Origin of the sequence: Candidatus Accumulibacter similis (assembly GCA_013347225.1) — a bacterium.
Lineage (GTDB): Bacteria > Pseudomonadota > Gammaproteobacteria > Burkholderiales > Rhodocyclaceae > Accumulibacter > Accumulibacter similis.
Genome location: CP054595.1, coordinates 3,938,982 through 3,962,697, shown reverse-complemented (window position 1 = coordinate 3,962,697; position 23,716 = coordinate 3,938,982). Strand labels below are relative to the sequence as shown.

Genomic DNA, 23,716 nt, shown 5'->3' with positions numbered 1-23,716 from the left:
TGCCGCGCGAGGCCATGGCTGAAGCATCCCGCATCGCGTGCTCGATCGCCGTGCGAAAGCGCACAGGCCGAGCGCATTCGCGGCGATGGCCGCGGTCAGTCGATCGCGCCGACGCCGGCTGCCAGGAAGTCCATCAGCACGCGGACGCGGTGCGGCACATGGCGGTTGCTCGGCAGGATCGCGTAGATGCCGAGTCCGGGAGCGGGAAAGGCGGTCAGGATGGGCTCGAGGCGGCCGGCGGCGAGCAAGTCTTCGACGATGAAGTCGGGCTGCAGGCTGATTCCGAGGCCCTGCGCCGCTGCTTCGCCCAGCACCTCGCCATTGTTTGCCTGGATGCGGCTGCGCACGGCAAAGCTCGCGAGTTTCCCGTCGACGAGGAACTGCCAGCCAGGCACGGCGCCGCCCGTGGTATAGCCCAGGCACTCGTGATGGATCAGTTCCGATGGATGTTGCGGCTGCCCGTGGCGGGCGAGGTAGGCGGGGGCCGCGACCACCAGCATGCGACCCGAGCCGATCCGTCGTGCCACGTCACCGCCAGCGAGCCGGCGCGTGATGCGGATCGACAGGTCGAAGCCTTCCTCGATCAGGTGCACCCGGCGGTCGCTGTAGTCCATGTCGAGCCCGACTTCCGGATAGAGGCGCGAGAACTCGAGCAACAGCGGAGCCAGCCGTTTGAGTCCGAAGCTCAGCGGCAGGCTCAGCCGGATGGTGCCGCGCGGCGTGGCGCGCTCCGCCGCGACATCCGTCTCGGCGGCATCGACGAGATGCAGGATCAGCCGGCACTTTTCCAGGTAGGCGGCGCCGGCCGAGGTCAGCGAGAGGTGGCGCGTGCTGCGCTCCATCAGCCTGACGCCGAGATGAGTCTCGAGCGCCGCCACCTGCCGCGTGACGACCGAGCGTGCGACGCCGAGCTGCTGCGCCACGGCAGCAAAGCTGCCGAGCTCGGCGACGCGCAGGAAGAGTCTCATGGCCTCGAGTCGATCCATTGTTGCTCCATGAGCAATGATGATTTGCAGATTGTCGTCTATTTCGATCGTGAAGGAAGGTCTACAGTTCGCCCATCGCATCCGGACCCTGCCAAATGAAAACAAGCCAGACGCAACCCGCACTGTTCGTACCGCACGGCGCACCGACCTTCGCGCTGCGACCAGGCGCTGCCGGCGCAGCCATCGCCGACCTCGCCCGCACGTTGCCGCCAGCGCGCGCGATCGTCATCGTCAGCGCGCACTGGGATACCGCCGTGCCGACGGTCGGCTTCGCCGACCGGCCGCGGACCATCCACGATTTTCACGGCTTTCCGCCGGCGCTGTACGCGATCAGCTATCCGGCAACCGGTTGCCGCGAGGTGGCAGAAGAGGTGTTCACGGCAATCCGCGCTGCCGGGCTGGGGGCCGAACGGGCGCCAGCGCGCGGCCTCGACCATGGTGCCTGGGTACCGTTGCGGTTCATGTTTCCGCAGGCGGACGTACCGGTCATTCCGCTTTCGCTGCAGAGCCTTGGCGGCCCGCCACAGGCGTGGCTGCTCGGCAGGGCGCTGGCACCGCTGTTGCGCCGTGGCGTTCTCGTCATCGCTTCCGGCAACGTCACGCACAACCTGCGTGACTACCAGCGGGCGGCAAGCTGCGGCGGCGCGATCCCCGCCTATGTCCGCCAGTTCCCGGCCTGGCTGGCGGAGCGCCTGCAGGCGGGCGACACGGCGGCCGTGCTCGACTACCGCCGCCAGGCGCCGGGCGCAGTCGCCGCGCATCCGAGCGAGGAGCACCTGCTGCCGCTCTTCGTCGCCCTCGGGGCGGCCGGCGATTTGCCCCGGGTCGAGCGCATCCATGCCGGTGTTGACGATTTCGCCATCGCCATGGATGCCTATTCCTTTGCCCCCGTCAGCGCCTTGCGGCGCGTGCAACGGGCGGCAGGCGCGACGGATGCGATCGGCACACACGCCATCACGAGGGGCGTGCGCACTGGCTGCGGCGGCAGCGACGCGTCAACCCCGGTTGGGGTGCCGGGCGCCGACGCCGCCATGGCACTCGGCACGACCATCGATCGATGAGCAGCGCCTTGCCGCTGCCACCACAGGAGAAGTACATGTTGCAGATCAGGAAAGCGGAAGACCGCGGCCATGCCGACCACGGCTGGTTGAAAAGCCATCACTCCTTCTCGTTTGCCGACTATCACGACCCGGCGCACATGCGCTGGGGCAACCTGCGGGTCATCAACGACGACCTGATCGCGGTCGGTGGCGGCTTTGCCACGCACGGCCATCGCGACATGGAGATCGTCACCTATGTCACCGCCGGATTGCTCGGGCACCGGGACAGCCTCGGCAACGGCACCGACATCCCGCCCGGTGACGTGCAGCGGATGAGCGCCGGACGCGGGGTCCGCCACAGCGAGTTCAACCACGCGCCCGACCAGCCTACCCATCTGCTGCAGATCTGGATCGAGCCACGCTGCAAGGGAATCGAACCGGGCTACGAACAGCGGCACTTCGCCGCCCTCGAAAAGCGCGGCCGGCTGCGACTGATCGCTTCGCCCGACGGCGCCGCCGGGTCGCTGACCATCCATGCCGATGCCGCGATCCACGCCGGGCTGTTCGACGGCGCGGAATCGGCGAGCCTGCCGCTCGACCCGGCGCGCAAGGCCTACGTGCATCTCGTCCGCGGCCGCCTGGTCGTCAATGGCCACCTCCTGCGTGCCGGCGATGGCGCATTGGTGGCCGATGAAGAGCACCTCGAACTCGGCGACGGGGTCGACGCCGAAGTCCTCGTTTTCGATCTCGCCCCCTGATCTGCCAACCCCCACAAGGAGATTCACCATGAGCAAGATTGCCGTTGTCTTCCATTCCGGTTACGGCCACACCCAGCGCATGGCGCAGGCCGTGGCCGAAGGTGCCGGCGCCGAACTGGTTGCCATCGACGCCGAGGGCAACCTGCCCGCCGGCGGCTGGGAATGCCTCGCCGCTGCCGACGCCATCATCATGGGCAGCCCGACGTACATGGGCAGCGTCAGCTGGCAGTTCAAGAAGTTTGCCGATGCCTCGAGCAAGCCCTGGTTCGCCCAGGAGTGGAAGGACAAGCTCTTTGCCGGCTTCACCAACAGCGCGACGATGAACGGCGACAAGCTGTCCACCCTGCACTACCTGTTCACGCTCGCCATGCAGCACGGCGGCGTCTGGGTCGGCACCGGCATGATGCCCGCCAACACCAAGGCCGCGCAGCGCAACGACCTCAACTACGTCGGCTCGTTCTGCGGTGCCATGGCCACCTCGCCCGCCGACGGTGGCGCGGACGAGATGCTGCCGGGAGATCTCGAGACCGCGCGCCTGTTCGGGCAGCGCGTGGCGGATCTGACCGTCCGCTACCGGCGCTGAGCTGTCGTGACGGCTGCCGGAGCCGTCGGGGCCGACCACGGTTCCCTTGCGGACTCCACCTGTTGCGCCGGGTGCGCAACGCCACGCAGCCGACGACCGACCGAGATTGCCCTGGGGAGCACCTGGGTGCGCGCGTCGACGGTCCGCAGCGCGGCAAAGCGCCGGGCAAAGTCGTGGTCGTCGCCGTGGCGACGTGACCCGGTGACGAGAAAAATGTCACGGTCTGTCCCGTGGCATCTGTCGGAACGCTTTACACCGCGACCCAAGCCGCGCCGGGGCCCGCAGCCAATGCCCTGATTCATTGTGCCTAATTCACCAGGTCAATGGCTGGCCCGGATTTTGCTTCAGAGAATGCCGTTACCTCTTCGGCGGTGTTCATCCTGACTCGGCCGGACAGAGGTCTTGTTTCTTGAGGAGTCGGAATCCGTGAAATCCAAGCTTCTTTTCGCCGCTGTCGTTGCCGCGGCAGTTTCCGGCGGCGCGCATGCGGCGCCGTTCTTCAGCGATGACTTCCAGTCGAGCACCGAGGGTGGCAATACCGTCCCGAGTGGTTGGACGGTATCGGCTGGCACCGTCGAGGTTCTCGGTCAGAGTTTCTTTGGTGGGCTGTGCAACGGCAGCGTCAGTGAGAAGTGCGTCGACCTCGACGGCAGCAGCGGCAACGCGGGAATCCTGTCACGGGTGTTCTCGCTGACTGCCGGCAACACCTACACCCTGAGCTTCGATCTCGCCGGGAACCGTCGTGGCGCTGGCACCGAGACAGGTACGGTCAGCTTCGGTACGTCGGTACTGAACTTCAGCGTGCCGCAGACGCAGACGGCGTACCTCTCCCTGTCGCTGCTGTTCTCGCCAGGATCCGACGGTGCCTACACCTTGTCGTTCGCGAACGACGGTGGTGACAACATGGGCGCAATCCTCGACAACGTGGTGATCACGGTTGACTCGAATGGCGTGCCGGTGCCCGGAACGCTTGGCTTGCTGGCCGCCGGGATGCTTGCTGGACTGGCAGCGAAGCGTCGGCGCAGCTGACCGCATGCCGTAACCGTCCGACGGCACGGCCGCTCAGTGCTGTCGGTTTGCGACCGCCCATGCACCGTTGCCTGGCTGCGAGCCTGGTCGCGGGTGGCGCTATCGCGCAGCTCCGAGCCAGAACAGCAGCGCCCAAGCCAGGACGACGGCTTCCGCGGCCGTGCAGGCAAGCAGGACATGGCGGCAGCGGCGCAGTGGCGACAGGAGGGCAGCCAGCAGGGTCGCGAGGGCAAACAGCGGCGCCAGCACAAGGCGCAGCGGCGCCAGGAGCGACCACGCACCTGGCGGGGCAGCGGCCGAGTGCGAGGTCAGCAGCGCGTACAGCGCCGCCATCCCGGTCACGCTGCCGGCGAGCGCCAGCAACGAAGCGATCTGCCAGAAAAGCGGCCGGCCACGCAGGAAGACCAGCGCGGCGACAGTCGCCGGGACGGCGGCGGTGCCGAACACTCCCAGGAAGCAAAGCGCGTCGCCAAAGGCCGTCATGCCGCCGGAGGCGCTGCCGTCCTCGTCCGGCTGCAGCAGTACGCGTGCGGTAACGGCTGCGACCGCGACGACGAGGGCAGCCGCGTAGCCCCCGCCGACGAGCAGAAGCTTGGTCCACCACCTGCCCGGTGTCGCGCACGGACCGCCCGACCCGGCGCGCGCGGACCGCCTGCTCATGGCCATGCTCGAGCGCCGGGCCGCATCCGCAGCGCTTGCCCGGATCGTTCATCGGCCGCTCTCGCGCCCGGCATCCTGCCGCAGTGGCATCGACCAGCAGCATGCAGCTGCCGATGGTACGTCGGCACCTCGCCGCACTGCGACGCTCCTGCCGACGATCTCCGGGTTGACGAAACGCCGCGCCAGTCCGAGGATCTGGTGCAGGCCGCCGTGCGTGTCGACCTCGCGGCGCTGCAACGCGCCTGCGACAACGCCTGAACAGGCAACTGAAAGGAGATCGCCATGAACAATGAAAACCCCGTCCGCTGGTTCGAGATATACGTGCAGGACATGCCGCGCGCCAAGTCATTCTACGCCACCGTCCTCGGCGTCGAGTTCACGCAGCTCGAGGGTCCGGGGGGCGAGATGTGGGCCTTTCCGATGCAGATGGATGCCGGCGGCGCGTCGGGATCGCTGGTGAAGATGGAGGGCATGCCGTCGGGTGGCAGCGGCACGCTCGTCTACTTCGGCTGCGAGGACTGCGCGGTCGAGGTCGGACGTGTCGTCAAGGCTGGTGGCCAGGTCTGCAAGGACAAGTTCTCGATCGGCCAGTACGGTTTCTGTGCGCTGGCCAGGGATACCGAAGGCAACATGTTCGGCCTGCACTCGATGGTCTAGGCGCTCGGCCCGGGCAGTCGTCGCCGGTGGCTCAGAACGGCGACAGCACGGCGACCACGCGGCCGGGTTCGATGCGCACCGACTTCAGCAGCCAGCGCGCGGTCGCTTCCGGCAGGCTGCCGTTCTCGCGCAGGACGTAAACGGGTTTCGCCCGGAAGGACGAGAGCAACTGCGAGGCCGCCTGGCGAACGACCGGGTTGGCCTCCTTCCGCCGCGCGGGAATGGTCACCGAATCGACGACCGGGTGCTCGAGAAAGAAGGCCTTCTGCTGGTCGTCGTAGCGGACGCCCGCCCGGCCGGCGACATCGACACGGAGCGGCCGCCCGCCCGGCATCTCGACGTCCAGCGCGCTGGCGATGCCGGCGCGCCCGTCGTCGCCGTCGAGCCGGATTGTCGGCGGCTCGTTCAGGGCGACCGAAATCAGCCTGCCGTAGGACAGTTGCAGCGGCTTCGCCCTGGCCAGCGCCGCCTCGATGTCCGCCTGCGAAAAGATGACTTCCCTCTCGAACAGGCCGGCACCAAGACTCAGGCCGCTGGCCAGCAGGATGGCGAAAAGAAACAGTGCGCGTGCAGGTTGCATGAGGTTCCCGGTTCGCTTCAGGCAATGCGCCATCGTCCGCCGATCAGCCGATCAGCGCAAGCGACGTCGTGCCGTTGGCGGCGACCGCCCGTCCGCTCGCCGCTGTCGACAGGCATGCCCCGGATCCTGCCCGGGACGGCGGGCGCTCGGGGACCCGGGATCGGACAGGTGCACGGCCAAGAGGTGTTCGACCACCGATCCGGCCACGCCGCAGGAGTTCCATCGCCTGCCGATGCGATGGTGCACGGAAATTCAGCAAGAATCGGATTGCGCGCCCGGCTGCAGCTGCCGCACACTCAGGCATCATTTCTCTTCCTGGTGGTGATGGAGCCATGAACAACGCCAGCCTGCTTCGCCTTCTCGTGCTCTCCGCCATCTGGGGCGCCTCGTTTCTGTTCATGCGCGTCGGGGCGCCGGCGATCGGCCCGGCGGCGCTCATCTTCCTGCGCGTTGCGCTGGCGGCGGCCTTTCTCTGGTGCGTCGCCCTTGGCCTCCGGAAGGCGCTGGCTGCCGGCGTCCGCTGGCGGCACTATCTCGTTCTCGGGATGTTCAACTCGGCGCTCCCGTTCCTGTTGTTCGCCCATGCGGCAGAGACCGTTTCGGCGTCGCTGCTGTCGATCCTGAATGCGACGGCGCCGATCTGGGCCGCCGTGATCGGCGCCGTCTGGTGGCGCAAGCCGCTGTCGTCACGGCAGTCGATCGGGCTGTCGTGTGGCGTTGCCGGGGTCGCCGTGCTCGGCGGCATCGAGGTCGCGCAACTGCCGCCGGGCGGCGGCCCGGCCATCGCTGCCGCCCTGCTCGCGGCCTTCTCTTACGGCGTGGCCACGACCTACACCAGAGCCGCCAGCGCCGTCGACCCCTTCGCCAACGCGCACGGCAGCATGTGGGCAGCCACCCTGCTGCTGGTGCCGACGCTGTTCGTGCTGCCGTTGCCGGCCGCCACGCCGACGACCGGCGTCATCGCCGCGGTGATTGCACTCGGCGTGCTCTGCAGCGGTGTCGCGTACCTGCTCTACTTCCGCCTGATCGCGGACATCGGCGCCACAGCGGCGCTGACGGTCACCTTCCTGATTCCGGCCTTCGGCGTGCTGTGGGGCCACCTCTTCCTCGGCGAGGCGGTCGGCTGGCATACGCTGCTTGGCGCCACGCTGGTGCTGGCGGGCACCGGGCTGACGACGGGATTCTCTCCGGCATCGGTGCTGGCTTTGTGGAGGGCGAGGCATGCGCACTTCTGAACTCGACGAGCAGTCGCGCAACTTCGCCGTCGTCGCGCGCGCCATCGAATACATCCGCTCGAACGCACGCGGGCAGCCGACGCTGGAGGAGATTGCCGCGGCTGTCTACCTGAGCCCATTCCACCTGCAGCGGCTGTTCTCCGCCTGGGCCGGCATCTCGCCGAAGCGTTTCCTGCAGTACCTGACCAAGGAACACGCCCGGCGCGAGCTGGCCCGGGCACGCGACGTCCTGGCGGTGGCGGCCGACAGCGGCCTGAGCAGCGGCAGCCGCCTGCACGAGCTGATGGTCAGTTGCGAGGCGCTGTCGCCCGGCGAGATCCGCTCCGGCGGCCGCGGCATCACGATCTCCTGCGGCTTCGCGCCGTCGCCCTTCGGCGACGCCCTGATTGCCTGGAGCGGGCGCGGCGTCTGCCATCTCGCCTTCTGCTCGACGGTTGCGCCGGCGATGATCGCCGAACTCGTCGCGCGCTGGCCGGCGGCGACGATCTGCCGCGACGATGCGCAGGCGCGGGCCTTGCTGGCCACCATCTTCCCGGCGACACCGACGCGCGGCAGGCTGCACCTGCTGTTGCGCGGAACGAATTTCCAGATCAAGGTCTGGGAAGCGTTGCTGCGCGTCGAACCCGGCACCCTGATCTCCTATGGCGAACTGGCGCGGCGGATGGCGGCGCCGAATGCCCAGCGGGCGGTGGGCAGCGCACTGGCCGCCAACAGCATCGCCTACCTCATTCCCTGCCACCGCGTCATTCGCGAGTCGGGGGAGATCGGCAACTACCGCTGGGGCAGCAGCCGCAAGCTGGCGATGATCGGCCGCGAGGCTGCCCTCGGCTCCTGCATGGGCAACGGCGTGGACGGCGGCGGCCGGCGAACTGGCTGATCGCCGTCGCCGGCAGCGGTGCGGTCTGCCCGCGCGGCCGCGTCCCGCTACTCCCGGCCCACCGACAACACCGGATGGGTTTCGCTTTCCGAGACCAGCACGGTCATCAGGTTGGTGACCAGCTTGACGCGGTCTTCCGAAGACAGCTTGACGACCCCTTCGGCTTCCAGCTGTTCGATGCCCAGCTTGACCATGCCGACCGCACCATCGACGATGCGGGCGCGGGCGGCGACGACCGCTTCCGCCTGCTGCCGGCGCAGCATGGCGCTGGCGATCTCCGGTGCGTAGGCGAGGTGCGAGATGCGCGCCTCGACGACCTCGAGTCCGGCGAGGGCGACGTGCTCCTGGATCCGCGTCGCCAGCAGTTCGGCGACGGCATCCATGTCGCCGCGCAGCGAGTTCCGGCCGTCCGCGTCGCCGTCGTACCAGCGCGCGCTGACCACCGAGCGCACCGCCGACTCGCTCTGGATGACGATATAGGTGCCGTAGTCCTCGACATCGAAGGCGGCGCGGGCCGTATCGGCGACGCGCCAGACGACGACCGCCGCCACCTCCACGGGATTGCCGGCCCGGTCATTGACCTTCAGCGTCGGCGTGTTCAGGTTGTTCGCGCGCAGCGACATCTTCTGCCGCTGGAACAAGGGATTCACCCAGTAGAAGCCGTCCCGGCGCAGGGTGCCGGCGTAGCGGCCAAAGAAGGTGAAGATGCCGGCGATGTTCGGCTGCAGGATGCCGAAACCCTTGCCGAGAAAGGCCAGCAGCGGAATGGCGAGGATACGGATCAGCGAGATCTGGGTCGGGAAGGGCAGGGCGATGCCGAGCGCGCTCCATGCCGCGAGACCGATGAACGGCCAGACGGTCCAGATCAGCAGGGCGAACCACAGGGGCAGGGCGAGCCAGCCGGAAAGGCTGACAACCGCCCTTTCTTCAGCGATTTGACGCATCGCGCACTCCTCGTCAGCGTTGCATGTGCTGCCATTGTAGACCTTCAGCGCCAGGCCGGGCGGCATCGGCCCGCCGCAGGACGACGCGGTCGGCAGCCCGTTGCCGTCTGCGCGCCAACCGATGTCGGCGCTGATCACCGGCGGCCGTCTGGCGCGGACACGCGCCGCCAGGTTGAGCCATCTCGCTGCGGGCGCGCGCAGTCGGTGAACCGCCATCGCCAGCCCGTGCCCGCGGCACCGGGTCGCCTCGGCGCGAGCCTTCTGTCGACACGCCACCGGGCTTCCCGGCCAGAGCGGTCTGCCTCGAGCAGCGCCAGCTCGGCTGATGGAAGTGTCGGCATTTTTTACAGGGTGCCACGCCAGGACGCCGATCAGAAGCAGGAAAAGTCAATGATAACAGATACATCTGAAACATGGCCCGAATATTCCTTTTATCGGTTGGAGTGCGGGCAAGGGTGGTCCTGCCGAACGAAAGCACTTGGCTCGAAAGAGGCTATCCCTTAACAAGAAGGAGACCCAATCATGAAACTCTTGCAAAAACTCGTTGGAGTGGCGCTGCTCGCGGCCTCGACCGCATCGATGGCCGACCCGATCGGTGTCGATGCCGGCTGGTATGGCTTCTGCTTCGGTGGCGCGGGTTCTCCCGCGACGAACGGCTGCCCGAACCTGGGCGTGGGTTCCGCCGGCAACCCCTTCACCTTCTCGCTCAGCGGACCCGGTCTTCTCAAGGTGACCGACGCGTTCGTTGTCGGTGATACCTTCGACGTGTGGGTGAACTCGGTGCTGGCCTTCACGACCTCGGTCCCGGGCTCCGGCGCCTCGACCAGCGATCCGGACGTCGCGTTCGCCAGCGGTTACTACAGCTCGGGCAGCCTGCTGCTGGCGGCTGGCAACTACAGCATCGACATCTTCGCCAACCAGTCGCCCTTGGGGGGCGGCGGCGCCTATGTCGAGGTCGAGTCGGCGATTCCGTTGCCGGGTACGCTGGCGCTCGTCGGTCTCGGCCTGGCCGGACTCGGCTTGCGTCGCCGGGCAGCCTGAGCTTGACGTTCTGGCGGCGGTTCGTTGCGGGCCGTCGCCCAGAGATCCATGCCGGCTTTGCCGGCATTTCTTTTCAGTGACTTGCGGAGGACACTTCGATTCTCCTATCCTTGGCGTGCCGAGCGAGTCTTGCGCCGGCGAACGGACCGGGGTGATACCAAGGGCAGGTGCGGCAAGGAGTTCGCGAGATGGCACTGGCGCTGCGTGATGACCAAGTGCATACCTATGCGGAATACCTTGCCTGGCCGGAGGAAGCGCGTTACGAGCTGATCGATGGCCTTGCCTATGCCATGGACCCTGCGCCCTTGCGGCAGCATCAGCGAATCGTTCTGGAAATGGCCAGGCAGATCGCCGCCGCGGTCGACGGCGGGCCTTGCGAGGTCAACATCGCGCCCTTCGATGTCCGGCTACCGCGTGCCCATGAGGGCGACGAGCTGATCGACACGGTCGTGCAGCCCGATATCGTCGTGGTTTGCGATCGCTCGAAGCTGGACGACCGAGGCTGCCGCGGCGCCCCCGACTGGCTGGTCGAGGTGCTGTCGCCGGGCAGCGCGGCACACGACCAGGTGCGCAAGTTGTTTCTCTACGAGCGTCATGGGGTGCGCGAGTACTGGTTGGTGCACCCCGCAGACGAAATCGTCACCGTTTACCGGCTTGAGAACGGCGTTTACGGGCGACCACTGGTGCAGGAACTTCTTGGTACGCTCTCGTCGAGCGCCTGTCCGCGTGTGGAAATCGACTGGGAGGTCATCGTCCGCGGCCTGCGCTGACTCGCGGAGTCGCTGTCGCATTCTGGCATCGGATGGCCATCCGCCCGCAACCTGCCCCGGGAACCAGGCCAGGCGCTCCTCGTTCCGGTCGCGGCAGCGAGCCGAGAGCAATCGTCGGCGCACAACCCGATCTCAGCCCAGATGCTGGCGAAAGAAGGCCAGCAGCAGCCAGGCCGACGAGAAGAAGATCGTCGTGAAGGTCAGCGCCATGCCGGTGACGCGGAAGCTGAAATTCTCCGCCGTGTGGCTGACGCCGTAGGCATGGGCGATCCGGCCCAGCAGCAGGCACAGGCACAGGCCGTGCAGCAGCAGCGGCTGCGCCCCCTGCGCCTCGACGAAATGGAGCAGGATCAGCCCGAGTGGCACATATTCGGCGAAATTCGCATGCACGCGCATGGCCCGCAGCATTGCCGGATTGCCGCCGTCGCCGACGGCGATGCGGAGCTGGCGCCGCAGGCGCAGGGTGCGGATGCTGAGGGCGACGTAGAAGAGCGCCAGCAGCGCGGCGTAGGCCGGAACGATGTTCGTGTTCAATGAGTCCTCCGGAAACGACTGACAGTCCGATCGCGCAGTCCGCCGCCGCTCACGTCGTCACCGCGCGCGCCGGCCGCTCCCTGGCCACCCACGACTGCACGCTAGGCCGCTGCCACTGGCGCGTGGCGTAGCGTGCCAGCGCATCGGGTACGGCGTCGCCGTTCAGCAGCAGCCGGTTGAGCATCAGCGCCAGGTCGACGTCGGCGATGCACCAGGCGTCGCCGCACAGGTGGTCGTCGCCGTGCGCCAGCAACTCCCCGGCAGCGGCGAACAGCCTCGCCGCCGAGTGCGCGGCAGCGGCCGAGAGCGGCTGCGGCGTCGGGCCATAGAAGATCACCTCGGTCGAGCGTTCCTGCCGGAGCGGCAGGAAATCGCTGCGCAACCACGCCTGCACCTGCCGCGCGCGGGCGCGCGCCCGTGGCGCAGCAGGATACAGCACCGGTCCCGGATGGGCCTCGTCCAGGTACTCGGCGATCGCCGACGACTCCGACAGGGCGAAGTCGCCGTCGACGAGCGTCGGCACGCGGGCGCTGATCGACAGCCGGGCGAAATCCGGTCGCTGCTGGTCGCCGGCGGCGAGGTCGAGGGTCTCGATGGTAAACGGCAGTCCCTTCTCCTGCAGGGCGACGAACGCCGACAGGGCATAGGGCGAGGCAAACTGGACATCGACGTAGAGGAGCATGGTCTGGGATTCCGGTCAGGAGGTGGGGGTTCGAGCGCTGCCGCCGGCAGCGGCCGCCGACGCCGGCGGGGCGCCGCGCGGGTTCGCCCGCAGCCAGGCGAGCACGTCGTCCGCATTGCGGTCCGGCGGAAAGACCGGATAGAACACCGTGCTGACGCGTCCGTCGTCGATCACCAGCGTCAGCCGCCGGTAGAGTTCCATGCCGGCAACGCGGAAGGTGGGCAGCCGCAGCGCCGATTTCAAGCGCAGCCCGCTGTCGCTCAGCAGCTCGAAAGGCAGGTGCAGCCGGTCGCGCGCCTCGCGCTGGTACTCGCTGTCCTGCGCGCTGAGGCCGTAGACGCCGGTGTGCAGCGCCTGCAACTCGGCGAAGTGGTCGCGGAAGCCGCAGGACTGCGGCGTGCAGCCGCGCGCACCGGGGATCGCGTCCCAGCCATCGGGCAGCGCGACGCCCGGTCGACCGGTCATCGGGTAGACGTAGAGCACCCAGCGCCCCGCCCGTTGCGCCAGGTTGAGCAGCGCGCCGTCGGTGGCGGTCAGACTGAGCTCGGGCAGCGGCGAACCCGCGAGATGAACCGCCGCACCGTCGTCAGTGGGCACCGGCAGGTTGTCGGGCAGGGGAAACGGATTCGTGTTCATCGGGCATCTCCTTGGTGCCGGTTCCTCATCGTTCGCTGGACGCCGCGCGCGCGTCGGCCGGCGCTGCGACGAGCGGGGAAAACCGCGAGCGCGTCCGCGTGGCCGTCGGTCGGACCCCAGCCCAAGTTTAACACGCCAAGAAAAACATCTATCTGAATCAACTGGTTGCGTGCCATAAAAATATCAAGTGGCACTACAGGCCCGTAACCTCTGATTCAGCTGATCAGTTTCCTGGTTCCTCCGGGTGCGGCGCTGATGCCCAACGCGCGATAGATCGCCAGCAGGTCGGGTTCGGCGACGGTTGCTTTGCGCACATGCAGGGAGCGGCCGTCACGCTGATTGAAAGTCGCGGTCACCCGGCGTTGTACGGAGAGGGTGTCCCGCAGGGTCGCCCAGCTGTCGGTGATTCCCGCGGCCTTGAGTTTCACGCGCAGGAACTGGACACACTGGTAGGCGATTACCGTGATGAACAGGTGTCCGTCCGAGCGAATCTCCTTGTGGTGATGGATGGGTCGCAAGCCGAGTTCGCTTTTCAGACTGCGAAACACACTCTCCAAGTCGGTCAGCATCGTGTAGGTACGCCAGAGTTTCTCTTCGTCCCAGGCGAGTTCGTTGGTCCGCAGGCAATAGACGCCGGGATGCGTGGCCATCGTGCCGGGAACCGGCACCTTCTGCCAGGTGATCGCCGTCACCGTTTTGCCACTCTCCTCGGTGACGAGATGGACCTGGTAGTGCTGGCTGGCGCCGCGGCTCTTCTGCTTGAGTCGGCCGAGACGTTCCAGCAGCTTGTCGTGGTTCTTTTCACTCCTGGGCTTTTGCAGGCCGGCACTCATTTGCTGCAGGCCCGCTTCGAAACGCCCACAGGATTGCGCGAGCATCGCCTCTTCCTTGAGTTGCCGACTCGGTGAGTGGCAATACAGGCAAAGCTCCTGGCCATCCGGGCTCAGTTCCTTCTGCAGATGCAGCCACTCCTCGCCAGCGGTCTCGATGGTCACGGCGCGGGTCTCATCAAACTGGCGCACCCCCCCGCGACGCACGACCAGATAGCGATAGCCGTGCTCGACCAGCCAGGCGACGTTGGTCTCGGTGGCAACGCCGGCATCCATCACCACCAGCGCGCCCGCCGGGGTCCCCAGTCCGGCGAGCATGGACGCCAGCGTGCCGGGCTCGGACACGTTGCCGGCGAAGGTCTGTGAGCGCCGCACGAAGCCGCTGCCGTCCAGCACCAATCCGAGCGTCACCAACGGGCAGTCGCTGCGCCTCTCCTTCGAACGCCCCCGCCTGGCCTTGTCATTCCCCTTGGCTTCGCCTTCGAAATAGGTGTTGCTCAAGTCGTACAGCGTGACCGTCTCCTGCAGGTCAAAGAGCGTCCGGGCGGTACTGAACAAACGCGTCTCGATCACCTCCCGATGTTTCATCAAGACGTCCGAGGCGCGATACAGGCTCATGTGCGACATCGACAAGAAGTCGACGTCAATCAACTCGCCCAGCGCGCTCTGCCGCTGCAGCCAGCTCCAGGTCGCCAGTTCCGACCCCGGCTCCCCCATTCTCCCGATCAGACTGCCCAGGATCGATGCCCGCATCACCCCATTGACGCCCAGTTCATTCAGCGTCTCGATCAAACCCAGTTCGTTTGCCGCATGCAGACCGACGTGTTCGACGCCCACCGACCGCGGTTGCGTCATCTGCAGCGAGTCCACGTCGACTTCCTGGAAGTCCGCAGGCGAGCAAGGTTCGCCGGCCAATCCGGCCGTACCCCCCTCCGTCGCCGACGCGACAACCGGTGCGCGCGCAACCAGCTGCGCATGGTAACGCTGCGCTGCACGTTCGACATGCTCCGAGCACTGCAGCGGCAGGAGCCACGCCTGCGGATTCAGCAACTGCTCGATGCGGCTGCACAGGATCGGCCAGTCTTCCTGCTTGAGCGGAAAGTGGCGGCCGAGGTTCAACACCGTGATCTGACGGACCTTGCCCCCAATGCGCTCGGTGCGCACCAGCCGGTAGGTGATGTAGCTTTCGCCAGTCGCCTTGTTGCCGGTTCGCGTTTGTCGGATGAACATGCACCTGATCGTACCGCAAAAGCAAGAGGTTGAACCACCCAGCGATAACTATTATGGCACTACACAACGCAAGAAAAATTCACCCTACGCAAAATCAACGGATTACGATTGAGCCCTGCCCAGAAAGCTCACAATATGCGTATGGGATGTTAAAGACGGGCCAGGAGGGTGGCCGACCCACCGCGGCAGGATACCGCATTGTCGCCGGCGCGGGGCGGAGTACCGGATCGCTGCCGACAGCGGGCGTCGTGACGGCCCTTGCGCCGAGCCGACCACGGCGCCGCGCGAGGGGCGCAGCCGCGACCGCTGGAACAGGGAGATGCTGTATTCGAGACACGCGGGCGAAATCGAGGGCATGGTGGAAGCCGACGAAGGGATCGAGTCCCGATCCGTGGAGGGCGAGAAAGGCTCCGAGGCATGATTGTGCGAGCGAGCGTCGCCGCTTGGGCTGGGGGAAACGTGCCATTTTGCAGATTGTCAATTGATTTGACAATCTGCAAGTCCGCATCTAAGCTAACCGCATGATTCGCCGTCTTGCCGCGCCGCGCCTCATCGACCTGGCAGGCTACTATCCCATCGTCGCCATTACCGGGCCGCGTCAGTCCGGCAAGACCACGCTTGCTCGTGCGACATTTCCGGACAAGCCTTACGCCAGCCTGGAAGACCCCGACGTGCGCGCACTCGCCGCCACCGACCCGCGCGGCTTTCTCGCCCAGTATCCCGACGGCGCCGTGATCGACGAAGCCCAGCGCGCCCCCGACCTGTTCTCCTACCTGCAGACCCGCGTCGACGGGGACCGGCGGACCGGGCTGTTCGTCCTCACCGGCTCGCAGCAGTTCGGCATGATGGAGCGGATTACTCAATCGCTCGCCGGGCGAGTCGGCCTGTTGCACCTGCTGCCCTTCGCTTTCGACGAGGTCGCCGGCGTGCGGCCGACCGATGGTCTCGAGGATTGGCTCTGGCGCGGCTTTTATCCACCGCTGCACGACCGCGTCATCCCACCGCACGTCTGGTTTTCCGACTACCTCGCCACCTATGTCGAACGCGACGTGCGCAGTCTGTTGCACGTGCGCGACCTTGACCACTTTCACCGCTTCGTGCTCATGTGCGCCGCGCGCAGCGGCCAGCTGCTCAACCTCTCCGCGCTTGCCGCCGACTGCGGCATCACGCATAACACCGCACATGCCTGGATCGGCGTGCTGGAAGCGAGCTACATCGTGACCCGGCTCACACCCTTTCATCGCAATCTCGGCAAGCGTCTGACCAAGACGCCAAAACTCTATCTCCTCGACCCGGGTCTGGCCGCCTGGCTGGCGGGTGTGCGCGGCGCCCCGGAACTGGCGGTCGGCAGCCTGCGCGGGCCGCTCTTCGAAACCTGGGTAGTGAGCGAATTCCTCAAGCGTCGCCGCAACGGGCTGCACCCGGAGGAGCTTCACTTCTGGCGGGATTCAGCCGGCAACGAGGTCGATCTGCTGGTCACGCGCGGCGAGGAAGTCGTCGCTGCCATCGAATGCAAGTCCGGGCGCACCGTCGCGGGAGACTGGTTCGCCCCGCTGGAACGTTTCGTCGCCCTGTCTGGCGCGTTGCGTCGCCTGCTGATTTACGGCGGTGACACCGATCAGCCGCGCACCGACGTTCCGGTGTTCGGCTGGCGCGCCATCGGCCGCGCCATCGATCTCGCGTTCGCCTGACCATGCCATTCTCATGGCATGGGGGAAGAGGGCAGAAAGCAAGAAAGGGGTCTGGCCCCTGACCACCCGACCTCCTTCACTCCCGGCGCCAATTGCAGCTCCAGCGGAATGCGCACCGCTTGCGAATTCCCGCTTCTGACCACCCGTGCCCGCATTCGTCGCTCCTGTATATACCGTGCGCACATGGCACTTCTTTGCCGGGATGGGTACTCCTGCGATTGAAAAGTTGAGTCATCCCGTACCCAGGGCATAAGACAAAGCGGCGACAGCGGCAACTGCGCCAATGAACCACATCATGCGCTTGACGGCGCGCGGGCCAGCACACACTGCCGCTTGACGCGGTCTCAGCGGCCGGCGGCGGTCAGTTGCTCGAGCAGCAGGACGATTTCGGCGGCGAGGCTGTAGTGAAGTCCAGGCGTCTCGGCGAGCGTCGCGCTGCGCTCGCCGGCGACGACGCGTTGCAGCGCGGCGAGGAAAGCCGGCAGCGAGGCGGGTGCGTCGGGCATGGCGGCGGTTTGTTGCACGAGTTGCTCGAGCAGCGCGCCGGCACTGCTCGTGTCGCCGGCGAGCAGCAGGCGAGCGATCTCGGCGGCGAGGCGCCCGCTGTCGCTGTGGTTCTCGCCGCCGTCGCGGCGGTACGCGAGGAAAGCTTCGCGTGCCTGCGCGCTCGCTTGGCGCGCCTCGCTGGCGCGACCGTCGTCGTGCTCGATGTCGGCGAGGATGCCCCAGGTCGTCCACGGCAGGGCGGCGTGGCCGAGGCCGCGCTTGCACACAAGCGCACGCTCGATCTCGCGGCGCGCTTCGTCGCGGCGACCGAGGCGGCGCAGCGTGTCGGCGAGGATGCTGCGCGCGCCGCCTTCGCCAGCCGCGTCGCCCAGCGCGGTGTAACACTCTGCCGCCTGTCGGGTATGCGTGACCGCGACTGCGGGACGGGCGAGAACGTTGGCGTAGAGGTCGCCCAGCTGGTTCAAGTTGCTCGCCTGCCCGGCGACGTTGTTGCACTGTACCGAGATCGCCAACGACTGGCGGTACGCGTCTTCGGCGGCTTCGCCGTTGCCGGCGTCCTTGTAGACCATGCCGATCTGGCCCCAGGCGACGGCCTCCATCATCGCCTCGCCGAGCGACGCGAAAAGCTTCCGCGTTTCACGGAACGCCGCGAGCGCTTCCGGGAAGTTGCGTTGCCGCCGGCGAACGGTTCCGAGTTGGCCCTTGCCGACGGCGACCTGCCGTTCGTCGTGGGCTTGTTGGGCGAGCGAAATCGCCTCTTCGTACGCCTGCGCGGCTTCGTCGAGGCGTTCGAGGTCGGCAAGGCAGTCGCCCCGCTCGGTAATGCACATCGCCGCCATGCGCGCAGCGCCGCAGCCTGGCGCGTGCCCTTCGACGGCTTCGAAGCGCCGTTGCGCTTCTGCGAGCAGCGGCAACGCGGCGTCCGCCTGCCGGGCAAAGCGCAGCGCGCGCCCGAGGAGCTGGCACGCCTCCCCGAGGTCGTAGTCGGCGCCGGTGTACGCCGCTTCACCGGACGCCTGAGCGCGCGCGTGCAGACGCTGCGCCGCTGCCAGCGCTTCGCCGACGGCCCCGGCGGCGCGCAGTTCCTCGATGCGCGTGCATTCGGCCTCGAACTGCGCGTGGCCCCACGCCGCTTCGCCGAGCGCGCCGCTCGCCGCGTCGCGCGCCTGCGCGACGCGCGCCAGCAAGCGCGGCCGGTTGAGGTTTTGCAGCAGGGCGTGCAGCGTCGTCGTCAGCCGGATCGTCGCTTCGCCGTCATTGATCTTGGCGCTGTAAAACCGTTCGAGCAGCGCCATCAGGTTCGGCAGCTCCATTCGCGTCAGCGCGGCGGCCATTTCGCTGCGCTGCAAGGACTCGCGGCGCAGAAACTCAGCGTAGTGCCACATCGCGTCTGTCCAAGTGTCCGTGAGCACGGCGCGCTCGGACGGACTCAATTGCGCCGCGAGGTACGGACACAGTGCCGGGTTCAGGCGCAGATGGTTGTACGGCTCGGCGCTTGCCAGCCCGCTGGCGACCAGCGCCTCGCCGAGCGCCTGCACTTCCGGCGGCGGCCAGCCCATCATCGCTCGCAGCAGATTGAGATCGACCGCGCCGTGGAAAACGCCGAGGACCTGCGCGCGTTCGCGCAGTTCCGGCGGCAGGCGGCGCAGCGACAGTTCGACGCTGGCGAGCAGCGAGTGCTCGCGTTGCCCGGGGAAGCGCCGCTCGAGCGCGGCGATCAGTTCGACGAGATCGGCCTGCGTCGCCGCCGGCCCGCGTTCGCGCAGCGCCGGCGCGAGCAGCGTCAGCGTGCGTGCGTGGCCATGCACCGCGTCGACCAGCGACTCGATCTCGGCGCGCTGCGCTTCGGCGGCGTCCCCCATGCCGGCGGCGTCGAGGCCGAGCGCACGTTCGACGAGCTGCACCGCGTCGGCGCGGCTGAGCCGGTCGAGCTCGAGGCGCTGCTTCTCGCCGGCGAACGGCGCCGGCAGCGCTTCGCGGCTGGTGAACACGATTCGCGTCTCGCCACACGCCAGCAGCGCGGCGGCGCCACGCAGGATCTCTTCGGCGTGCTCGCGTTCGTCGGCGGCGAGCGCATCGCCGGCGTCGCTTGCCGGGTCAAACGCGAACGGTGGCGCGAGCACGCTTTCGAGGTTGTCGAAGACGAGCAGCGTCCCGCGCTCGTCTTCGCGCAGTTCGCGTTGCACCGCGGCCAGCGCAGCGTCGAGCGACGCATGCGCGGCGACGCTGTAGTCTTGGCCGACGAGCTGGCGGCCGAGCGCGTCGAGCGCCGCCGGCCAATGGCTGTGCGTTTCGAGCGAAACGAACGCCGCGCGCTGCACCTGCCGCGCGCGCACGCGCCAGCGCGCGAATTCAGAGGCCAGCGCGGTCTTGCCTTCGCCGCCCTGGCCGCGCAGGACCGCGTAGCGTTCGCCGGTGAGCAGGCGTTCGAGTTCGAGCAACTCGCGGCTGCGCCCGACGAAGCCGTGCGCCGGGGGATCCGGCAGTTCGCCGAGGCGCTGCTCGAGCCGCGTGCGCCAGTCTTCGAGCGTCTGCCGGCTCGGCGTGGCGCGGAAGAGCTGCGGGTCGTCGCGGTCCTGGTAGAGCACCGGGACGAACCAGTCGTGCAGGCAGAATTCGCCGACGCCGAAGACGCAGCCGCGTACCGGGTTGTCTTTCAGCTCGCGCTGGCCGGCGAGCATCGCCGAACCGACGCGCTCGCCACGGCTGAGCGCGCGGTAGAACGCTTCGACGAAGCGCCGCGACGTTTCGACGAGCACGCTGTGGCTCATCGCGACGACCGAGCCGACGCCGGTCTTTAGCAAGGCGCTGGCGACCGACTCGTTGGCGCTTTCGGCCTGCGCGCTCTGGCACGCTTCGAGGAAGACGAGCGGGATGCCGTACGCGCGCAGCAAGGCACCGAGTTCGGGCGAGGGGACGTTCCAGTGCCGGCGACGTCCGCGCGCGCGCTGCGCGTCTTCGGGGTGTTCGAAGCACAGCGCGCCGAGGCCGGCGTGGCGATCATAGACGCCGTGGCCGTCGAAGTGCAGCACGTGGTACGGCTGCCCGGCGCGCTGGGCGCGCTCGAGTTCGTCGCGCAACGCGGGCAGCGTCGGCGGTACCAGCAGCCGCAGTTCGACCTGCCCGGCGAGCGCTTCGATCGCCTCGACCATCGGCCCGGCGCTGGCGCGGTGGTCGAGGTAGGAACACGCGTCGTCTTCCGGCCGCGGGCTGGCGAGCAGGACGCGGATCGGCGTCGCGAGGACGGCGACCGGCACGGGCTGCTCGCCCGGCAGCCGCCGGCGAACGCGCACCGGATCTGCTCCCTGGAAGAGGAAGCTGCGGCCGTCGTGCAGCAGTTCCCACGGCAGCCCGAGCAGCAGCGTCGCGGCTTCGCGCGCCGACCGCACTTCGCTCTCGGGCGTTCCCACGTCACACGCGCTATCGACTTCGACCGAGAAGCGGCGCACGACGCGCCCGGCGCCGATCGCCGCCCACGACTTGTGCACTTCGCCGACCGCCTGCGCCGGCAGCGCGGCGTCGTGCAGCAGGCGGCCCCACTCGGCGAGCTGCGCTTCGATGCGCTGCGCGCGTTCGGCGAGCAGCGGGCTCGGCCAGACGGCGTAGTCTTCGAGGTACCAGCGCAGATCGTCGGCTTCGACCACGCCGAGCGGCGCCTCGAGCGCAAAGCGCGCGCTGTACACCGCGCGCTGCGCCGGCGTCGCTGGCTGATGCACCAGCCGCGCCCGCGCACAAGCGCGCCGGCGCCCGTCGGCGTGCGTGACGAGGCGCGGGTCGCTGAGTTCGAGCAGCAGCTCTTCGACCGGCTCGGCCAATGGCTGCGCCTGCGGCTCGATGTCGTCCGGCAGCCGCAGGCGCAGCGCGACGAGGATCGCGTGCGGCGCCGCGTCGAGCGCCGAACAGGTGATCGCCGCGTACAATGGTTGCTCGTCGAACAGAGCTTCCAAAGCACCGAGCGGCGTGCCGTCGAGCAGCAGCGGCACCACCGGAAACTGAGCCGCGCCGCCGCGCTGCTGCTGTACGGCAAGCGCGTACTTCAGCTCCTTGCCGACCCACGCCGAAGCCTGCGCGCGCGGCGAGACGAGGACGAGTACGCCGGATGAGCGGTCGATCGCCGCGTGGATCGTCGTTTCGAGTGGATCGCCGCCGTAAAACTCGCGCGAGTCGATCGCCAGGTGCGTATCGAGCTCGGCGAGCGCGCGGCGCAACTGGCGGACGACGCCGTCGTCGCCGCTGCTGTGCGAGACGAAGTAGGTCGCGGAACGGGACAGAGATTCGCTGGTGCCGGCGCTCGTGCGCGTGCTTCCGCTCGTGCCTGCGCTTGCGCTCGTGCGCGCGGGATCGTCCGTGGTCATCGTTGCCCCCCAGTGGCGCGGCAACTCTTGCCTTGGGCAACGCTGGCCGTCGGCTGGCGCGGCCGATGGCCAGCGGCCTCAGCCGCCGCGCCCGTTCTCGCCGCCGCGGCCAGCGAGGTAGGCCTGCGCTTCCTCGCGGCGCTCGAAGACGTGCGGGGCGATGCTGCGCGCCGAGAAGGCCTCGCCGAGCTTGGCGCGCAGGAAGGCGCTGGTGGCGTAGCGGGTGATCTGGCTGAAGTAGTTGGCGAGGAAGTAGCGGTCCATTTCGGCGTAGGCGTCGTACATGTCCTGGTTGATGCGGAAGCGGTCGTAGTTGATGATGACGCCGACGCGCTTGCCGGCGGCCCGGCAGCGCAGTTCGCAGATGTCCCAGATCGCCTGCACGTCCTCGAGGACGCGCACGTACATGCCCTCGAAGTTGAGGAAGAGGATGTTGCGCTCGGCGTCGTAGATGACGCGTTCGGGCATCGACAGGTTGAGCAGTTCGGCTTCGAGGCCCATCGGGTTGTTGTTGAAGATGCGCGCGTCCATCTCGGCGTATTCGCCGATGATCGGTTCGAAGTCCATGTGCGGCAGGATGTCGCGCGCGACGTCGATGCCGGGAGCGACCTCGATCAGCGCCAGTCCGCGCCGCACGCGCCGGAAGACGCAGCGCTCGGTGACGTAGTAGACCGGCTTGCCGCGATCGTAGGCGTACTGGCCGTTGAAGGTGATCTGCTCGACCTGCCTGACGAACTTGCGCTGTTGGCCCTCGTGCAGGATGCGCAGCTTGCCGTCGACGACGTCGACCTTGAGGCCCTTGCCGGTGAAGGTGCCGACGAAGACGACGAGGCGGGCATTCTGGCTGATGTTGATGAAGCCGCCGGCACCGGTCAGGCGGCCACCGTAGCGGCTGACGTCGACGTTGCCGGCGGCGTCGCACTCGGCCATGCCGAGGCAGGCCATGTCGAGGCCGCCGCCGTCGTAGAAGTCGAACTGCTGGTTCTCGTCGATCACCGCGTCCATGTTCACGCCGGTGCCGAAGTTGCCACCGCTCGACGGGATGCCGCCGATGAGTCCGGATTCGACGGTCAGCGTCAGCAGGTGCGAGATGCGCTCCTCGTTGGCGACCGCCGCGACGCCTTCCGGCATGCCGACGCCGAGGTTGATGATGCCGTTCGGCGGCAGTTCGAAGGCGGCGCGGCGGGCGATGATCTTGCGCTCGCTCAGCGGCGTCGACACCAGGCTCGCCGCCGGTACGCGGAACTCGCCGGCGTAGGCGGCGCTGTACTGCGTCGCCAGGGTCTGCATGTGCTGCGCCGGCTCGGCGATGACGACGCAGTCGACGAGGATACCGGGGATCTTGACCTGGCGTGGCGGCAGGCCGTTGCGCTCGGCGATCCGCTCGACCTGCGCGATGACGATGCCGTTGCTGTTCTTGGCGGCCATCGCCATCGCCAGGTTGTTGAGAGTGAGCGCTTCCCGTTCCATGGTGATGTTGCCGAAGGTGTCGGCGGTGGTGCCACGCACGAAGGCGACATTGACCCTGCCGACCTTGTAGAACAGCCACTCCTCGTCGTCGACCTCGACCAGCTTGACGATGTCGCGCGTCGTGGTGTCGTTGATCCGGCCACCGCCGTAACGCGGATCGACGAAGGTGTGCAGGCCGACCTTGGAGAAGGAGCCGGGTTTGCCGGCGGCGAGGTCGCGGAAGAGCTGGCAGATGATTCCCTGCGGCAGGTTGTAGGCCTGGATGCGGTTGTCGAGGGCGAGCTGAGCGACTTTCGGCATGCGGCCCCAGTGGCCGGCGACGACGCGGCGCAGCAGTCCCTGGTGGCCGAGGTGGTTGAGGCCGAGCGAGATGCCGTCACCCTGGCCGGCGGCGGCGAACAGCGTCAGGTTCTTCGGGCTGCCGCTGGCGAGGAAGCGGCGTTCGAGCGCCGACAGCAGCGCCTCGGCGAAGCCGGTCTGGACGAAGCCGGTACTGGCCAGGGTGTCGCCGTCGCGGATCAGGGCGATCGCTTCGTCGGCGGTGACGATCTTGCTGCGCATGCTGCTCTCCTCGCCATCGGGTGGGTTGGCTGTGGTCGGCCGCCGCAGCACCGGACACGC

At 67.9% G+C, this 23,716-nt stretch carries 21 protein-coding genes; 10 read left to right on the top strand and 11 right to left on the bottom strand.

The genetic code is table 11. The features are described 5' to 3' along the window. Window positions 1-95: 95 nt before the first annotated feature. Window positions 96-986, bottom strand: a complete 891-nt coding sequence (locus HT579_17475; GenBank protein ID QKS31698.1) for a LysR family transcriptional regulator — start codon at window positions 984-986, stop codon at window positions 96-98. A 95-nt stretch (window positions 987-1,081) separates the two neighbouring features. On the opposite strand from HT579_17475, the gene HT579_17470 reads away from it, so the two are divergent. The 4 genes from HT579_17470 to HT579_17455 all read left to right on the top strand — a co-directional run bounded on the left by HT579_17470 (window position 1,082) and on the right by HT579_17455 (window position 4,396). Continuing rightward, a complete protein-coding gene (locus HT579_17470; protein QKS30546.1) occupies window positions 1,082-2,047 on the top strand; it encodes a dioxygenase in 966 nt (321 codons plus the stop codon). 35 nt (window positions 2,048-2,082) lie between these two features. Continuing rightward, on the top strand, window positions 2,083-2,784 hold the full coding sequence (locus tag HT579_17465) for a pirin family protein (protein ID QKS31697.1): 702 nt from the start codon (window positions 2,083-2,085) through the stop codon (window positions 2,782-2,784). Between the two features lie 28 nt (window positions 2,785-2,812). After that, complete coding sequence (locus HT579_17460) at window positions 2,813-3,367, top strand: flavodoxin family protein (GenBank protein ID QKS30545.1); 555 nt, start codon at window positions 2,813-2,815, stop codon at window positions 3,365-3,367. A 426-nt stretch (window positions 3,368-3,793) separates the two neighbouring features. Next, window positions 3,794-4,396, top strand: coding sequence for a DUF642 domain-containing protein (locus HT579_17455; protein QKS30544.1), 603 nt, complete (start codon window positions 3,794-3,796; stop codon window positions 4,394-4,396). Window positions 4,397-4,495: 99 nt separating this feature from the next. Here HT579_17455 and HT579_17450 read toward each other — a convergent pair whose 3' ends face one another. Both HT579_17450 and HT579_17445 read right to left on the bottom strand, forming a co-directional pair. Continuing rightward, on the bottom strand, window positions 4,496-5,056 hold the full coding sequence (locus tag HT579_17450) for a hypothetical protein (protein QKS30543.1): 561 nt from the start codon (window positions 5,054-5,056) through the stop codon (window positions 4,496-4,498). Window positions 5,057-5,104: 48 nt separating this feature from the next. Next, entirely contained in the window at window positions 5,105-5,293 is a 189-nt protein-coding gene (locus tag HT579_17445) for a hypothetical protein (protein QKS30542.1), read from the bottom strand. A 45-nt stretch (window positions 5,294-5,338) separates the two neighbouring features. Here HT579_17445 and HT579_17440 point away from each other — a divergent pair, with 45 nt between their 5' ends. Continuing rightward, window positions 5,339-5,713, top strand: coding sequence for a VOC family protein (locus HT579_17440; GenBank protein QKS30541.1), 375 nt, complete (start codon window positions 5,339-5,341; stop codon window positions 5,711-5,713). Window positions 5,714-5,744: 31 nt separating this feature from the next. Here the strand turns inward: HT579_17440 and HT579_17435 are convergent, their stop codons facing one another. Next, window positions 5,745-6,293 (bottom strand): DUF1439 domain-containing protein, encoded by a 549-nt coding sequence (locus tag HT579_17435; protein ID QKS30540.1) that lies wholly within the window; start codon window positions 6,291-6,293, stop codon window positions 5,745-5,747. 332 nt (window positions 6,294-6,625) lie between these two features. Here HT579_17435 and HT579_17430 point away from each other — a divergent pair, with 332 nt between their 5' ends. Both HT579_17430 and HT579_17425 read left to right on the top strand, forming a co-directional pair. After that, a complete protein-coding gene (locus HT579_17430) occupies window positions 6,626-7,528 on the top strand; it encodes a DMT family transporter (protein QKS30539.1) in 903 nt (300 codons plus the stop codon). After that, the gene (locus HT579_17425) at window positions 7,515-8,405 is read left to right on the top strand and encodes a methylated-DNA--[protein]-cysteine S-methyltransferase (GenBank protein QKS30538.1); all 891 of its coding nucleotides are present in this window, start codon (window positions 7,515-7,517) and stop codon (window positions 8,403-8,405) included. Before HT579_17430 ends, HT579_17425 begins: the two co-directional genes overlap by 14 nt. A 47-nt stretch (window positions 8,406-8,452) precedes the next feature. On the opposite strand, the gene HT579_17420 is transcribed toward HT579_17425, so the two are convergent. Further along, a complete protein-coding gene (locus tag HT579_17420; GenBank protein QKS30537.1) occupies window positions 8,453-9,349 on the bottom strand; it encodes an SPFH domain-containing protein in 897 nt (298 codons plus the stop codon). A 522-nt stretch (window positions 9,350-9,871) separates the two neighbouring features. Here HT579_17420 and HT579_17415 point away from each other — a divergent pair. Both HT579_17415 and HT579_17410 read left to right on the top strand, forming a co-directional pair. Further along, window positions 9,872-10,390 (top strand): PEP-CTERM sorting domain-containing protein, encoded by a 519-nt coding sequence (locus tag HT579_17415; GenBank protein QKS30536.1) that lies wholly within the window; start codon window positions 9,872-9,874, stop codon window positions 10,388-10,390. Window positions 10,391-10,578: 188 nt separating this feature from the next. Further along, the gene (locus HT579_17410) at window positions 10,579-11,160 is read left to right on the top strand and encodes a Uma2 family endonuclease (GenBank protein ID QKS30535.1); all 582 of its coding nucleotides are present in this window, start codon (window positions 10,579-10,581) and stop codon (window positions 11,158-11,160) included. 132 nt (window positions 11,161-11,292) lie between these two features. Here HT579_17410 and HT579_17405 read toward each other — a convergent pair whose 3' ends face one another. The 4 genes from HT579_17405 to HT579_17390 form a co-directional block, all read right to left on the bottom strand. Next, window positions 11,293-11,694, bottom strand: coding sequence for an MAPEG family protein (locus HT579_17405; protein QKS30534.1), 402 nt, complete (start codon window positions 11,692-11,694; stop codon window positions 11,293-11,295). A 49-nt stretch (window positions 11,695-11,743) separates the two neighbouring features. Then, a complete protein-coding gene (gene yfcF / locus HT579_17400; GenBank protein QKS30533.1) occupies window positions 11,744-12,376 on the bottom strand; it encodes a glutathione transferase in 633 nt (210 codons plus the stop codon). Between the two features lie 15 nt (window positions 12,377-12,391). Then, complete coding sequence (locus HT579_17395) at window positions 12,392-13,012, bottom strand: peroxiredoxin (GenBank protein QKS30532.1); 621 nt, start codon at window positions 13,010-13,012, stop codon at window positions 12,392-12,394. A gap of 215 nt (window positions 13,013-13,227) precedes the next feature. Continuing rightward, complete coding sequence (locus HT579_17390) at window positions 13,228-15,072, bottom strand: IS1634 family transposase (GenBank protein QKS30531.1); 1,845 nt, start codon at window positions 15,070-15,072, stop codon at window positions 13,228-13,230. 521 nt (window positions 15,073-15,593) lie between these two features. On the opposite strand from HT579_17390, the gene HT579_17385 reads away from it, so the two are divergent. After that, window positions 15,594-16,763: an ATP-binding protein gene (locus HT579_17385; protein ID QKS30530.1), complete on the top strand. Its 1,170-nt coding sequence runs from the start codon at window positions 15,594-15,596 to the stop codon at window positions 16,761-16,763. Between the two features lie 344 nt (window positions 16,764-17,107). Here HT579_17385 and HT579_17380 read toward each other — a convergent pair whose 3' ends face one another. Both HT579_17380 and HT579_17375 read right to left on the bottom strand, forming a co-directional pair. Then, the gene (locus HT579_17380) at window positions 17,108-21,625 is read right to left on the bottom strand and encodes a CHAT domain-containing protein (protein QKS30529.1); all 4,518 of its coding nucleotides are present in this window, start codon (window positions 21,623-21,625) and stop codon (window positions 17,108-17,110) included. 78 nt (window positions 21,626-21,703) lie between these two features. Beyond that, the gene (locus HT579_17375; GenBank protein QKS30528.1) at window positions 21,704-23,656 is read right to left on the bottom strand and encodes a malonate decarboxylase subunit alpha; all 1,953 of its coding nucleotides are present in this window, start codon (window positions 23,654-23,656) and stop codon (window positions 21,704-21,706) included. Window positions 23,657-23,716 lie beyond the last annotated feature (60 nt).

Coding starts and splice junctions, on each gene's coding strand:
- HT579_17385 (QKS30530.1), top strand. CDS start 15,594: ATGATTCGCCGTCTTGCCGCGCCGCGCCTCATCGACCTGGCAGGCTAC.
- HT579_17475 (QKS31698.1), bottom strand. CDS start 986: ATGGATCGACTCGAGGCCATGAGACTCTTCCTGCGCGTCGCCGAGCTC.
- HT579_17415 (QKS30536.1), top strand. CDS start 9,872: ATGAAACTCTTGCAAAAACTCGTTGGAGTGGCGCTGCTCGCGGCCTCG.
- HT579_17430 (QKS30539.1), top strand. CDS start 6,626: ATGAACAACGCCAGCCTGCTTCGCCTTCTCGTGCTCTCCGCCATCTGG.
- HT579_17420 (QKS30537.1), bottom strand. CDS start 9,349: ATGCGTCAAATCGCTGAAGAAAGGGCGGTTGTCAGCCTTTCCGGCTGG.
- HT579_17460 (QKS30545.1), top strand. CDS start 2,813: ATGAGCAAGATTGCCGTTGTCTTCCATTCCGGTTACGGCCACACCCAG.
- HT579_17440 (QKS30541.1), top strand. CDS start 5,339: ATGAACAATGAAAACCCCGTCCGCTGGTTCGAGATATACGTGCAGGAC.
- HT579_17450 (QKS30543.1), bottom strand. CDS start 5,056: ATGAGCAGGCGGTCCGCGCGCGCCGGGTCGGGCGGTCCGTGCGCGACA.
- HT579_17425 (QKS30538.1), top strand. CDS start 7,515: ATGCGCACTTCTGAACTCGACGAGCAGTCGCGCAACTTCGCCGTCGTC.
- HT579_17375 (QKS30528.1), bottom strand. CDS start 23,656: ATGCGCAGCAAGATCGTCACCGCCGACGAAGCGATCGCCCTGATCCGC.
- HT579_17395 (QKS30532.1), bottom strand. CDS start 13,012: ATGAACACGAATCCGTTTCCCCTGCCCGACAACCTGCCGGTGCCCACT.
- HT579_17390 (QKS30531.1), bottom strand. CDS start 15,072: ATGTTCATCCGACAAACGCGAACCGGCAACAAGGCGACTGGCGAAAGC.
- HT579_17380 (QKS30529.1), bottom strand. CDS start 21,625: ATGACCACGGACGATCCCGCGCGCACGAGCGCAAGCGCAGGCACGAGC.
- HT579_17465 (QKS31697.1), top strand. CDS start 2,083: ATGTTGCAGATCAGGAAAGCGGAAGACCGCGGCCATGCCGACCACGGC.
- HT579_17470 (QKS30546.1), top strand. CDS start 1,082: ATGAAAACAAGCCAGACGCAACCCGCACTGTTCGTACCGCACGGCGCA.
- HT579_17435 (QKS30540.1), bottom strand. CDS start 6,293: ATGCAACCTGCACGCGCACTGTTTCTTTTCGCCATCCTGCTGGCCAGC.
- yfcF (QKS30533.1), bottom strand. CDS start 12,376: ATGCTCCTCTACGTCGATGTCCAGTTTGCCTCGCCCTATGCCCTGTCG.
- HT579_17410 (QKS30535.1), top strand. CDS start 10,579: ATGGCACTGGCGCTGCGTGATGACCAAGTGCATACCTATGCGGAATAC.